Below are 13,242 nucleotides of genomic sequence, written 5' to 3'. Positions count from 1 at the left end.
ATGAGCTCAAAAAATTCTAATCAAGATAACTTTATTCAATTTGCCCTGGAGGCAAATGTTTTGTCATTTGGGGAGTTTAAAACTAAAGCTGGTCGCCTTTCCCCTTATTTCTTTAATGCGGGCGGATTTAATGATGGCGCCCGTCTAAGTGCGCTGGGCCGCTATTACGCCAAGGCTTTGCAAGAGTCTGGCCTCGAGTACGACATGCTCTATGGACCTGCCTACAAAGGCATTACATTGGCCGCTGCTACTGTGATCGCCTTAGCTGATACGGGTCGCAATGTGCCTTATGCCTATAACCGCAAAGAGGCAAAAGACCATGGCGAGGGCGGTTCATTAGTGGGCGCCCCAGTAAAGGGTAAGGTAGTCATCATTGATGATGTGATTTCTGCCGGTACGTCTGTTCGAGAGTCTGTGAAACTCATTCGTGAAGCAGGTGCAGAGCCGACAGCAGTGTTAATTGCCTTGGATCGCATGGAAAAGTCAGGGACTGCCACTGACATTGGAGGCATGTCAGCAGTCCAGGCGGTGGAGCAAGAATTTGGCTTGCCGGTGGTAGCAATTGCCAACTTGGCAGACTTGATGGCTTTCTTAACCGCCTCTAGCAACGCGGAGTTAACAAGTTACCTGCCAGCGGTGAAAGCTTATCGCGAGAAGTACGGTGTTTAATTAAATAGGTGTTTCAGGGGCTGCATAGTTCCGCTATTAGATTTTTACTTCGCCTTCGAACACGGTCATTGCTGGACCCGTCATGATGACGGGCTGCGCTACTTCATTGATCATGCCACCCCAGGCAATTTGTAAATCGCCACCACGGGTACGCACCTTCACCGGGGAGGCGAGCAAGCCACGACGAATGCCTGAGACTACGGCAGCACATGCACCTGTTCCACAAGCTAAAGTCTCGCCAGCGCCACGCTCAAATACACGCAACTTGATTTCATTTCGATTCAGAATTTGCATGTAACCCGCATTGACTCTTTTTGGGAATACCGCATCTTTTTCGATTGATGGGCCTTCTTCAAGAACGGGTGCACTATCGACATCGCCCACCACTTGCACTGCATGAGGATTGCCCATCGAGACTACGCCGATCCAACTATCGTGTGCAGCAGGGGTTTTAATAGGTAGCGCATAGAGCATTTCATGAAACTCTTGCTTGCTAGCTAAGCCACTCGCATCAAATGGAATTTTTTCATGCTCAAAAATTGGCGCACCCATATCTACTTCTACCCGACCATCATCATGAGAACTGAGTGTGAGTACGGTATGCGCTACTTCAACGCGCAAGGGATTCTTCGTGGATAGGCCTTGGTCGAGTACATAGCGTACAAAGCAACGTGAGCCATTACCGCATTGCTCAACCTCGCCGCCATCTGCATTAAAGATGCGATAACGAAAATCAGCATCAGGGCGCGTGGCTTTTTCAACGAGCAATATTTGATCAGCGCCAATACCAAGCTGACGATGGGCTAATTTTTGCCATTGCACGCGCGTGACACTGCTGAGATCTTGATCGATGCCATTGAGCACAATGAAATCATTGCCAGCACCATGCATTTTAGTGAAACGTAGTGTGCGTTCGGACTTGTTTAAATTCGTGCTCAAAAGAATTCCAATTAGTTATAGATGCTAGGCTCACCAGGCGGCCGATGCTTGAAGCGTTTATGTACCCAATAGTACTCTGCCGGCCTTTCTCGAACAAGGTCTTCGATGTATTTGTTCAGGCGTGCAGTATCTGCCTCCACATCATCCGTTGGGAAGTTGGGAAGGGGTGCGCTAATATTGCAGGTATAAGCTTTGCGATCCGGATTCAAAGTGGTGGTCATAAGGCAGACTTCCGCACCGCTGAGCCTGGCTAAACGCGAGACTGAGGTGATCGTATTCGTTTGGATTCCAAAAAAAGGTACAAAAACAGAGTCGCGTGGATCGAGATCAATATCAGGTGCAATAAAAATAAAGTTACCCGTTTGAATTTCACGAATCAAATCACGTAAGCGACTTTGCCTCTCAATGGATTTCCCTCCGAAACGATTTCTCCATCCAATCATTTTTTGATTAAAGAAGGGGTTCTTCATATTTTGATAGAGGCCGGCTCCGCGAGGCCAGTCATGCGCACTTGCCAAAACAGAGAGGGCCATAAAGCCACCTTCAAGTCCAATAAAGTGCGGATTAATTAAGAGCCGTGGCTTACGATCGCCCAGCGTAATCTCGGAGTTGATGGTGACGATGTCGGTAATCTGCTTTTCACTACCAAGCCAGATACGACTTCTTTCAATTACGCTACGCCCAAATAATTTCCAGTGCTCTAGCGCTAGTGAATCAATTTCATCTTCGCTTAGATTGGGAAAGCACAGGTGTAAATTAGTTTTAACAACCTTGGCACGCTCATTAGGTATGTGAGCTGCTAACCAGCCGAGACCGTAGCCAGTCTGAATGGTGAGGCTATAGGGTAAAAATGCAAATAGGCGCAGTAAGCTCAGTGCTAGAAAATTGAAAACATTTTGTAACCAGATCATGATAATTAATTATAAATTTATTAACTAATTACTTGGTGGTAAATCTGCTCCGCTTGGATGTTTGTAGCGGTTATAGGCCCAGATGAATTGATTGGGTGCAACAAGGATTGCATTCTCAATAGCAAGGTTGAGTTCTGCCGCTGCTAGGGTGGAATCCTCAGAAAGCGGCTCTAATCTCTTGGCTTGCATCAGCCAGCCTTTACCCAGCCCTTTGCGTTTAGCGGTAAACATGACAACCGGTGTGTTGTTACGGTTCGCTAAGCGTGCTGGCAGCGGAGTTGTATAAGCTAAGCGCCCAAAGAAGGGTACCCATACACCTTCACCGCCACTCGGAACTTGATCTGGAAGAATGCCAATGGCTTCCCCACGTGTCAGTGCCCGTGTCATTTGACGAACGCCGTTCAGATTGGTTGGCACGAAATGCATATTGGGATAGGCGCGACCCTCTTCAACCACTTCGTTGAGCCATTCTTGGCGCGATGGACGATAGAGAATGGTCGCTGGAAAGTGTTGGGCCAATACTCTGGGAATGATTTCAAAGCCACCCAGATGCGGTGTGAGAATGACTAGGCCATGACCTTCATTGATGGCTGCCTCAACTAGATCCCAGTTTTGTATTTCAACCAGGGACAGCGCCTTTTTGGAATTTCGCCAAATCCATAGGCTGTCTGAGAAGAGTTGCCCTGAGGCTGCTGCTGCACACCAGATTTGCTGTGGTAAATGATGGCTTTTAATAACAGCTTCATATTGGGAACGAAAAAGTGATCGATATTGCTTGGATCCTACATAAGCCAATATCCCCAAGGCAGCCCCGATCACTTGAACTAGGAATAAGGGCAATACCGCTATTGCAGCGAGGGTTAGCTTGAGAAGGAGTTTGCGCACCCTCTAATGATATTCAATGCCGACGCTAGGGCCAAATTTCTGGTGATGCTTGATGAATAAGGCGTTTTTCGGATAGAATGTATTCATCGCTGAGTTAAGGCAACTTGCAGGGCGATTCATAAATACTGCTAAAGCGTCGCCGTTGTAGTTCCTGGCACGTCGAGTTGTCCCACAGATCGTGTTAATTTTTAAAGGAATATGCAATGGCGAATGATTACTTCTTTACCTCAGAATCCGTTTCTGAAGGTCATCCCGATAAAGTAGCAGACCAAATCTCTGATGCCATCTTGGATTCGATCCTGGCTCAGGACCCGACTGCGCGTGTTGCTGCGGAAACTCTGTGTAACACCGGACTAGTAGTTTTGGCTGGTGAAATCACCACAAACGCCAATGTGGATTACATCCAAGTTGCTCGTAATACTTTGCGTGAAATTGGTTACGACAACACTGACTACGGCATCGATTACAAAGGTTGTGCCGTATTGGTTGCTTATGACAAACAAAGCCCTGACATCGCTCAGGGCGTAGATAAGGCGCATGACGATGGTCTAGACCAAGGCGCTGGTGACCAAGGCTTGATGTTCGGTTATGCCTGCGATGAAACTACAGAGCTCATGCCTTTACCGATTCATTTGTCGCACCGTTTGGTAGAGCGCCAATCTCAATTACGCCGTGATGGCCGTTTGAACTGGTTGCGTCCAGATGCAAAGTCTCAAGTGACCTTGCGTTATGTGGATGGCAAGCCTGACTCAATCGATACCGTGGTTCTCTCTACACAACATGATGAAGATATTTCTCTCGAGAAATTACGCGAAGCAGTGATCGAAGAAATCATCAAGCCCGTATTGCCAAAGCATTTGATCAAAGGCGCCATCAATTTCTTGGTGAATCCAACAGGTCGATTTGTTATCGGTGGTCCGCAAGGCGATTGTGGCCTGACTGGTCGTAAGATCATTGTGGATACCTACGGTGGTGCGGCTCCTCACGGTGGCGGCGCATTCTCTGGTAAAGATCCTTCCAAGGTTGACCGTTCTGCTGCCTATGCTGGTCGTTATGTGGCAAAGAATGTGGTTGCCGCAGGTTTAGCAAGCAAGTGCTTGATTCAGATCTCTTACGCGATTGGTGTGGCGAAGCCAACTTCCGTGATGGTCAGCACCTTTGGCACTGGCAAGATCTCTGACGAGAAGATTGCGCAACTGGTATCGGAGCATTTTGACCTACGTCCAAAAGGCATCGTCAAGATGTTGAACCTCTTGCGTCCGATTTATCGCAAGACTGCTGCTTATGGTCACTTTGGTCGTGAAGAGCCAGAATTTACTTGGGAACAGTGCGATAAGGCGCCTGCATTACGTGCGGCTGCTGGCTTGTAATCTGCTTTCCAAGTAGTAAATTTGCAGTATGTACTTGTATTGAGGCGAAATATGGCGAAATTGATTACAATTTCGCCATACCTTCAAGGAGCGTTGCAAGGAATACTGAGAACCAGTATTTCCCCAGGCTTGAAGGGAGTGAACTCCTAGGTAATCCCAGAGTTTGCTAATTGCAACTGCGCTCGCTAACCCATGATTCAATGGCTAGCGAGTTTCTACTCCAGCATTGGATCGTATTTAGCTGGAGCATTCATGAGTACCGTTTCCGATTTAAATAACTTTGTAGCAACCCGTTGCGCTATTGCTGATATTTCTTTGGCTGACTTTGGCCGTAAAGAAATTGCTATTGCTGAAACTGAAATGCCAGGCTTGATTGCAATTCGCGATGAGTTCGCAGCCCAGCAGCCATTACGTGGTGCGCGCATCACCGGCTCATTGCATATGACTATTCAAACCGCAGTCTTGATCGAGACGCTTGAAGCGCTTGGCGCTGAAGTACAGTGGGCATCTTGCAATATTTTCTCTACACAAGATCACGCTGCTGCAGCGATTGCTGCTAACGGCACACCGGTATTTGCGATCAAGGGCGAGACGCTTGAGCAATACTGGGATTACACCCATCGTATTTTTGAGTGGGCTGATGGTGGCTTCACTAATATGATTTTGGATGACGGCGGCGATGCGACTTTGTTATTGCACTTGGGCGCACGCGCTGAAAAAGATCAAGCTTGCTTGAATCATCCAACGAGCGAGGAAGAAACTATTTTGTTTGCGGCTATTAAAAAGAAATTAGCGCAAGATCCAACTTGGTATTCCACCCGTTTAGAAAAAGTTAAAGGCGTTACAGAAGAAACTACTACTGGTGTACATCGTCTTTATCAGATGTTTGCTAAGGGTGAATTAAAGTTTCCAGCCATTAACGTCAATGACTCTGTTACCAAGAGTAAGTTTGATAACCTCTACGGTTGTCGTGAGTCTTTAGTGGATGCGATCAAGCGTGCTACTGATGTGATGGTTGCCGGTAAGGTTGCAGTGGTTTGCGGTTACGGCGATGTGGGTAAAGGCTCAGCTCAAGCCCTGCGCGCTTTGTCTGCTCAAGTTTGGGTTACTGAGGTAGATCCAATTTGCGCATTGCAAGCTGCGATGGAAGGCTACCGCGTTGTCACAATGGATTACGCTGCAGATAAAGCGGATATCTTTGTTTCAGCAACTGGTAACTACCATGTGATTACACATGACCATATGGTCAAGATGAAGAACCAAGCTATCGTTTGTAACATTGGCCACTTTGATAACGAGATTGATGTTGCTGGTATCGAGAAATACAAGTGGGAAGAAATCAAGCCGCAAGTAGATCACGTGATTTTCCCGGCCGCTAATGGCAATCCTGAGAAGCGCATCATTATCTTGGCCAAGGGCCGTTTAGTTAACTTGGGTTGCGGTACAGGTCACCCATCTTATGTCATGAGCTCTTCATTTGCGAACCAAGTGATTGCGCAGATCGAATTGTGGAATGCAGTTGGCACAGATAAATACCCGGTTGGTGTTTATACCTTGCCTAAGCATTTGGATGAGAAGGTTGCGCGTTTGCAGCTCAAGACATTAAATGCTCAGTTAACCGTATTGTCTGATCAGCAAGCTTCTTACATTGGCGTGACGAAGGAAGGTCCTTATAAGACCGATCACTACCGTTATTAATCTGCTCCTTGCTAGATATTGTTCAATAGAGAAATAGAGATACAGGCCCAAGATCATGGAATTAAGCGTTGAATTCTTTCCTCCAAAAACAACTGAAGGTGAGAATAAGTTATATCTCGTGCGCGAGCGTTTTAGTGAAATGCTCAAGCCCGCTTTTTATTCTGTGACTTTTGGTGCCGGTGGCTCTACTCAATCTGGCACATTAAAAGTGGTGAGCGACATTCATGCTGCAGGTGCAGCGGTTGCTCCCCACTTATCTTGTGTTGGAAGCTCACGTGAGAGCGTGCGCGAGATGTTGAAGCAATACCAAGCTTTAGGTATTAAGCGTATCGTAGCTTTACGTGGCGACTTACCATCTGGCATGGGTCAGTATGGTGAGTTCCATCATGCTAATGAATTAGTTGAATTCATTCGTACAGAAACCGGTGACTGGTTTCATATTGATGTAGCAGCATATCCGGAATGCCATCCTCAAGCCAAGTCACCGGCAACTGATGTCGATTTCTTTGTGCAGAAGATGAAGGCTGGAGCTAATTCAGCAGTGACTCAGTATTTCTATAACAGTGATGCATACTTCCGTTTTGTAGATGAGGCATATGAATTGGGTGTAACTCAGCCGATTATTGCGGGAATCATGCCGATTACCAATAGCACCCAGTTGCTTCGCTTCTCAGATGCCTGCGGCGCAGAAATCCCGCGTTGGATTCGCTTGCGCTTACAGTCCTATGGCGATGACACTGCTTCTATTCGTGCGTTTGGTGAAGAGGTAGTTACCGACCTTTGCGACCAGCTTTTAGTGGCAGGTGCACCTGGACTGCATTTCTATTCACTGAATCAGGCTGATGCCGTTTTAGCCATTGCAGATAATTTAAGTCTCAACAAGTAATTACCAAGCCTGACTCTGTCAGCATCGCATCTAAAGGCTCATCATGCATTTGAGCTTGCCACTGCGCATCATCTAACTTTTGCCAATCAAAGCCAATTCCTATGCACAGCAGCTCAGGTTTGGCTTTACGCAATTGCGCTAAAGTGCGATCAAAGTAGCCGCCCCCATAACCCAGTCGCCAATAATGGGTTTTATCGCCTACCTTAGACTCTGACCAGCCAACGCACGGAATCAAAATGCAGTCAGGAGTGATTTGAGGTCTGCGGGGGTTATTGGGGTCTGGTTCTGGTACGCCGTGGCGACTTGGAATCAGTAGGTCACCCTCTTGCCAGACATAAAAATCCAAATGCTTATCGGGGCGCGCAAAAGGGAGGGCAAGCGTTTTACCTGCTTTACTCTCAGCCCAGGCTAATAATGCAGGTCGTAAATCAAGCTCATCTTGTATAGGGCAATACAAGGCAATGGATTGAACTTGAGTGTCATGGTCAGCCAGAAAACTCGCTAGGCCAGCCAAAATGGCTTCTTGAGCGATGGAATAGCTTGCGCGGCCCGCAAACTGTTTTCTTTGGGCTAGCAAGTCCTGCCGTAACGATTTTGGAGAATTGCCGTGCATATCGACCATTATCAGGCGAAAATTAAGGGATATAGTAAATCGATAAGGTATGACGGTGAAAAAGAGGCTTGATCTTTCTGGTGGTTGGCAAAAAATCGTGGGCGGGATTCTATTTCTAGTCCTTGCAGTTTCTGCGCCCAGCATTTTTGCTGAAAAAGCCAAGAAAACTATTCCCGCTAAAGAAAGTAGGGTTTCAGCATTTGAAATCACCGAAGGCGATCGCACTTTTATTGAGTTACGTGAGGCAGCCAAAAGAAATGATGTTGCTCGAGCACAGACATTAGCAGCCAGCCTCTCGAATTATCCCTATGACGACTATGTAGCTTATTTCCGCATAAAACCTCAGCTATTTGATAGTGCTGGTGTCGCACGCGCCGATAGTAATGCTGACTCTCAGGTGATGGCTTTTCTAAATCAATATCAAGGTACGGCTCTAGCCGATCGGATGCGTAATGATTGGCTGCTCGTTTTGGGTAAGCGAAAAGACTGGTCGCGCTTTGAGGTCGAATATCCCAAGTTTGTTTTGGATGATGACACTCAGGTGAAATGCTATTCACTGCAGTCGAAATTGGCTCAAGGTGAGAATCCAGTAAAAGTTGCAATCGACGCACGCGCAATATTATTGGACCCACGTTATTACGGCCAGGCTTGCCAAGAATTGGTGCCCGCCTTGGCTGGTGCCGGAGGCATGACGCCGAGCGAAGCAAAAGCGATTGGCCGCGCTGCCAGTGAAATGGGTTTTGACACGATGTCACGTCGCTTGGGCGGCGAAGATCCTATTACCGAGATTGTGAAAGCTGCCAAAGCCGATCCTGCAAAAGCATTTAAAGATTTTTCACAAAATGCATCACGTTATAGCAAGGAGAACCAAGCTGTAGCTTGGGGTGTTATTGGTCAGTTTCTCGCAAAGAAATTAGACCCCAATGCTGATGATGCCTATCGGCTTCAGCAGGAGCTAGGTTATAACGAACTGCTCTCTTCTGAAAGCCAAGAGTGGAAGGTCCGTGCAGGCTTACGTGCCAAGGATTGGGCGCTGGTAAAAAATGCGATTGAAGGGATGAATCCTGCCTTGCGGAGTAAAGATCCTGCCTGGACTTATTGGTATGCGCGTGCATTGAAGGTGGATGGACAAAATGAAAAGGCACGCGAGAACCTTGAGCTCGTTGCCGATCAATACAATTTTTATGGGCAGCTTGCACGAGAGGATCTAGGTAAATCAAATCATGTACCTGCACGCACTAAGGTTGGTGATGCGGAAATCGAAGCGATGTCTCAGCGCAAAGGCTTTATCAGGGGCGAGCGTTTCTATGCTATGAATTTACGTTTTGAAGGCAATCGAGAGTGGAACTGGGAGTTGCGTAATATGACTGATAAGCAGCTATTGGCATCTGCTGAGTACGCCAAGCGTATTGGTCTGTATGACCGTGTTGTCAATACTGCAGACCGTACCAAGCAAGAGCATGACTTCAGTTTGCGCTACCCTACACCCTATCGTGATGAGCTATCGCCGATTGCAAAGCAAATTGATTTGAACTTGGCTTGGACTTATGGGTTGATTCGCCAAGAGTCACGCTTCATCATGAATGCTTCCTCTTCAGTGGGCGCTTCAGGATTGATGCAGGTGATGCCGAACACAGCAAAGTATGTGGCCAAGAAGATTGGCATGAGCTCTTATACCAATGACAAGCTTGCCGATACCAATACCAACCTCACCTTAGGTAGCAATTACTTAAACATGGTCTTAGTAGATTTGGATGGCTCTTGGGTTTTGGCTTCTGCTGCCTATAACGCTGGTCCATCACGCTCGAAAACTTGGCGGGAAAAGCTCACTAGCCCAACAGAGGGTGCAATTTTTGCTGAAACCATTCCGTTCAATGAGACTCGCACTTACGTAAAAAATGTTTTAGCGAACGCCACGTATTATTCATCGGTAATGCACGGACAGACACAATCTTTAAAGCAGCGTTTAGGGGTGATCACTCCTAAGGCAGCAAACGCCTCTGAGCTTCCTTAGTAATTTAACTAGATGGGATTTTTATGAAATACGACATTCTGCTAATTGGCGGTAACGGTTTTGTAGGCAGAGTCTTGGCTGCCCAATTGCAAGCAGAAGGCTATTCAGTATTGCTACCCACCAGGCACTTGGCATCCGCACGTGAATTACGCATGTTGCCAAAGATACATTTAGAAGATGCTGATGTGCATGAGTTTGATTCTTTGCAAGAGCTTTGTTCACGTATGAAACCTGGCGGTGCAGTGATTAATTTAGTTGGTGTGCTGCATGACAAGCCAGCTCAGCCTTATGGAAAAGTATTTGAAGCGGCTCATGTAGAGCTCCCTAAAAATATTATGACCGCTATGCAGTTACATGGCCTCAGGCGTTACTTGCATATGAGTGCATTGGGCGCAGATTCAAATGGCCCATCGATGTATCAGCGTAGCAAGGGTGATGGAGAGGCTGCAGTAAAAGCTAGCAATCTCGACTGGACTATTTTTAGACCTTCAGTCATTTTTGGTGCACAAGATCAGTTTATTAATTTGTTTGCCAAATTAACGAAATTATTTCCGGTGATGCCTTTGGCAAATTCTGGGGCGCAGTTTCAGCCGGTGAGCGTGGATGATGTGGCTACTGCATTTACAAGATCTTTAAAAATGCCATCGACGATTCGTCAGTCTTATGATTTAGTAGGGCCTACGGTCTACACCATGAAAGAGATTGTGGAATTTGCTGCGCGCAAAGTTGATACAAAATGCATGATCATTCCCGTGCCCGATTTTGTTGGTTATCTTCAGGCTTTGGCATTTGAGTTCTTGCCGGTTCCGACCTTAATGTCACGCGACAATATTGCCTCAATGCAGTTGCCCAACATCCTGCCGCTCAATAGAGTGGATGCCCTGAGTAAAGTCTTTGGCATGAGTCGTCGCACACTAGAAGGCATGAAATAAGTCGATGAAGGTCTATGCAGTCGGTGGCACTATTCGAGATACCCTCATGGGTTTGCCGGTGCATGACATTGATTACGTCGTAGTAGGTTCTAGCGTAGAAGAGATGATTGCTCAGGGATATCGTCCTGTGGGCAAAGATTTTCCCGTCTTTCTGCATCCAGAGACTCAAGCTGAATATGCCTTGGCTCGTACGGAGCGTAAGACGGGTAAGGGCTACAAGGGCTTTCTGTTTTATGCCGATCCGACTGTCACCCTAGAGCAAGACTTAGAGCGTCGTGATCTGACGATTAATGCAATGGCCCAGGAGGTGGGGGCTGATGGCAAATTGGTGGGACCTATTTTGGATCCCTATAACGGTCAGGACGATTTGGCGTCAAAAATTTTCCGCCATGTATCTGATGCGTTTGCAGAGGATCCTTTGCGTCTATTGCGTATTGCTCGTTTTGCAGCCCGCTTTCCTGAGTTCATGGTTGCGCCAGAAACAATGGATGCCTTACGGGCGATTGTTCGATCTAATGAATTATCAGCACTATCGGCTGAAAGAATTTGGCAGGAGTTAGCTAGAGGCCTTGCTGCCAGTAAGCCAATGCGAATGTTCCAAGTTCTGCTCGATGCTGATGCAGCCAAGGTATTGCTACCGTCAACACTGACATCCTCTTTGGCTAAAGAAGAATTCCGCGAGCAGCTGATTGCACATTTGCATGCAGCAGATACCCGTCTAGAAGATCGCTGCGCTGTCACTCTCATGAATTTGTCTGCTAATGAAATTCGGTCATGGGCAGCGTGCGTCAAAATGCCAAATGAGGTGCGTGACTTCAGTGAAATATTTAGCGAGCTCAATTTATTAACTGAGCAGACGGCAGAAGATGCACATCAACCTTCCGATGTACTGGCATGGTTTAATCGTGCAGATGTTTGGCGCAAGCCTGAGCGTGGCCAGGCTTTACTGGATTTAGCTAAACGCATCGGCCTAAATGTCGACACTTTAATTTTGGCAATGCAAAATGCTCAGGCACTCAACACTGCGGAAATTATTGAAAGTATTGCCGCAGAAGAGCGATCCAATGGTGAAAGTATTCGCTGTGCAGTTGATGCCGCAAGACTCTCGGCCATTGCTGCAGCATTAACTATCTGATCAACTTACAGCCGGTTCCTGCCTCGAAGGCCAGGCAAGTCTTCTAATGTGTGTTCTGGCAATATGTTAGATAGTTTCTTTGAGAATGCGAAGACCTTAAAAAGCTCACCCATCTCCGCTTCGGATAATAGTTTTTGCAGAGAGTTTGAAATGGGTAAAAAAGTTTCTGGATTGCTAGGGTCGCCAATCTCTAATGCGATATCGCCAATACCCGCATCTAGTAAGTAAGCTGCTTGATTGCTGAGATAGACATCATCAATTTCTGTCTCTAGTGCACTACGTGCAATCTGTGACCACTCCACGTGGGTAGTCAAATCACATAACCCTGGAAGATAAAACGGATCTTGAATGGCATGATGGCGATGATGTGCCATGAGTGTGCCGTCTAAGCGCTGTGCGTGGTAGTACTCGTTCTCTGGAAAGCCATAGTCAAAGGTGAGAAAAAGGCCAGTATCTAGATGATTAGCTACTTGGAGCATCCAGGCGTTTGCTGGTGCATGCAGTTCGGTAACATAGCCTTCAGAGAAACTTCCATTCACTAAAACTGCTGGAAGTAGGGCTTGTTCAACGGGCTTTCCTGTTGACCAAGTAAGTCTGCCATCAATAATTGAAACCCCCCGCCAATACCAGAAGCTATTCTGAAAAATGATGGCATCACAAGGAATGGCATCAATGACTTCGTTAGCCAAAATAATACCTTTGAAGTTGCTGGGTAAGGAGCTGAGCCAACGGCAGTGAGTGGATAGATTAAGTTCCTTGGAGAGATGTTGAAGCCGCTTTTCTTGTCTTTGTGCAAGGTCTGGAGAGATCTCGATAATGTCGTAGTGATCCAAAGAGAAATCTAGATCGTGCAGTCGGCTCAGAATGGATTCAGCCAACTTACCAGTCCCGGCACCAAACTCTAGAATCTGGGTAGGGAGTCCTTGAGCCTGCAGGCCCTCCAGAATAGGTAGAAGCGTCTCCACAATGGCAGCACCAAATAGGGGGGAGAGCTCAGGCGCGGTCGTGAAATCACCACCAGTGCCTAATTTATGGGCCCCAGCACTGTAATAACCCATTCCTGGCTCATAGAGAGCCATTTCCATATATTTAGAAAAGGGTATCCAGCCGCCGTTTGAGGCGATTTCTGCCATTATTTTTTGGTTAAGAAGCTCGGTATGAGCCGTTTCAAGGCTGGTCAAGGTAATATC

Annotated in this window: 12 protein-coding genes and 1 riboswitch; of the genes, 7 read left to right on the top strand and 5 right to left on the bottom strand. The window is 46.9% G+C overall.

The features are described 5' to 3' along the window. Positions 1-669, top strand: a complete 669-nt coding sequence (gene pyrE, locus FD967_RS10175) for an orotate phosphoribosyltransferase (RefSeq protein ID WP_215325949.1) — start codon at positions 1-3, stop codon at positions 667-669. A gap of 36 nt (positions 670-705) precedes the next feature. Here pyrE and dapF read toward each other — a convergent pair whose 3' ends face one another. The 3 genes from dapF to FD967_RS10160 are packed head-to-tail and all read right to left on the bottom strand — an operon-like array spanning position 706 to position 3,404. Then, positions 706-1,560, bottom strand: coding sequence for a diaminopimelate epimerase (gene dapF / locus FD967_RS10170; RefSeq protein WP_215327268.1), 855 nt, complete (start codon positions 1,558-1,560; stop codon positions 706-708). A gap of 59 nt (positions 1,561-1,619) precedes the next feature. Continuing rightward, positions 1,620-2,519, bottom strand: coding sequence for a lipid A biosynthesis acyltransferase (locus FD967_RS10165; protein WP_215325948.1), 900 nt, complete (start codon positions 2,517-2,519; stop codon positions 1,620-1,622). 24 nt (positions 2,520-2,543) lie between these two features. Next, a complete protein-coding gene (locus FD967_RS10160) occupies positions 2,544-3,404 on the bottom strand; it encodes a lysophospholipid acyltransferase family protein (protein ID WP_215325947.1) in 861 nt (286 codons plus the stop codon). A gap of 203 nt (positions 3,405-3,607) precedes the next feature. On the opposite strand from FD967_RS10160, the gene metK reads away from it, so the two are divergent. The 3 genes from metK (at position 3,608) to metF (ending at position 7,358) form a co-directional block, all read left to right on the top strand. After that, complete coding sequence (gene metK, locus FD967_RS10155) at positions 3,608-4,774, top strand: methionine adenosyltransferase (protein ID WP_046330959.1); 1,167 nt, start codon at positions 3,608-3,610, stop codon at positions 4,772-4,774. A gap of 79 nt (positions 4,775-4,853) precedes the next feature. Further along, a riboswitch (S-adenosyl-L-homocysteine riboswitch) is annotated at positions 4,854-4,965 on the top strand. 61 nt (positions 4,966-5,026) lie between these two features. Next, positions 5,027-6,472 carry an adenosylhomocysteinase gene (gene ahcY / locus FD967_RS10150; RefSeq protein WP_215325946.1) on the top strand — a complete coding sequence of 482 codons (1,446 nt, stop codon included), beginning with the start codon at positions 5,027-5,029 and terminating at the stop codon, positions 6,470-6,472. A 55-nt stretch (positions 6,473-6,527) separates the two neighbouring features. Further along, positions 6,528-7,358, top strand: coding sequence for a methylenetetrahydrofolate reductase [NAD(P)H] (metF, locus tag FD967_RS10145; protein WP_215325945.1), 831 nt, complete (start codon positions 6,528-6,530; stop codon positions 7,356-7,358). Here metF and FD967_RS10140 read toward each other — a convergent pair. Then, positions 7,348-7,971: a 5-formyltetrahydrofolate cyclo-ligase gene (locus tag FD967_RS10140; RefSeq protein ID WP_251369039.1), complete on the bottom strand. Its 624-nt coding sequence runs from the start codon at positions 7,969-7,971 to the stop codon at positions 7,348-7,350. The two genes, metF and FD967_RS10140, sit on opposite strands and share 11 nt — an antisense overlap. 97 nt (positions 7,972-8,068) lie before the next feature. Here FD967_RS10140 and FD967_RS10135 point away from each other — a divergent pair, with 97 nt between their 5' ends. Genes FD967_RS10135 through FD967_RS10125 form a run of 3 tightly spaced genes read left to right on the top strand, consistent with a single transcriptional unit; the run spans position 8,069 to position 12,052 of the window. Then, positions 8,069-9,985 carry a lytic transglycosylase domain-containing protein gene (locus FD967_RS10135; protein WP_215327266.1) on the top strand — a complete coding sequence of 639 codons (1,917 nt, stop codon included), beginning with the start codon at positions 8,069-8,071 and terminating at the stop codon, positions 9,983-9,985. Positions 9,986-10,008: 23 nt separating this feature from the next. Then, positions 10,009-10,917: a complex I NDUFA9 subunit family protein gene (locus FD967_RS10130; RefSeq protein ID WP_215325943.1), complete on the top strand. Its 909-nt coding sequence runs from the start codon at positions 10,009-10,011 to the stop codon at positions 10,915-10,917. 4 nt (positions 10,918-10,921) lie between these two features. Then, on the top strand, positions 10,922-12,052 hold the full coding sequence (locus FD967_RS10125; RefSeq protein WP_215325942.1) for a polynucleotide adenylyltransferase: 1,131 nt from the start codon (positions 10,922-10,924) through the stop codon (positions 12,050-12,052). Positions 12,053-12,057: 5 nt separating this feature from the next. On the opposite strand, the gene FD967_RS10120 is transcribed toward FD967_RS10125, so the two are convergent. Continuing rightward, positions 12,058-13,185 (bottom strand): class I SAM-dependent methyltransferase, encoded by a 1,128-nt coding sequence (locus tag FD967_RS10120; protein ID WP_251369037.1) that lies wholly within the window; start codon positions 13,183-13,185, stop codon positions 12,058-12,060. Positions 13,186-13,242: the final 57 nt, after the last annotated feature.

The organism is Polynucleobacter sp. JS-Mosq-20-D10, from assembly GCF_018687755.1.
GTDB lineage: Bacteria > Pseudomonadota > Gammaproteobacteria > Burkholderiales > Burkholderiaceae > Polynucleobacter.
This window is presented reverse-complemented; position numbering and strand designations above follow the sequence as displayed.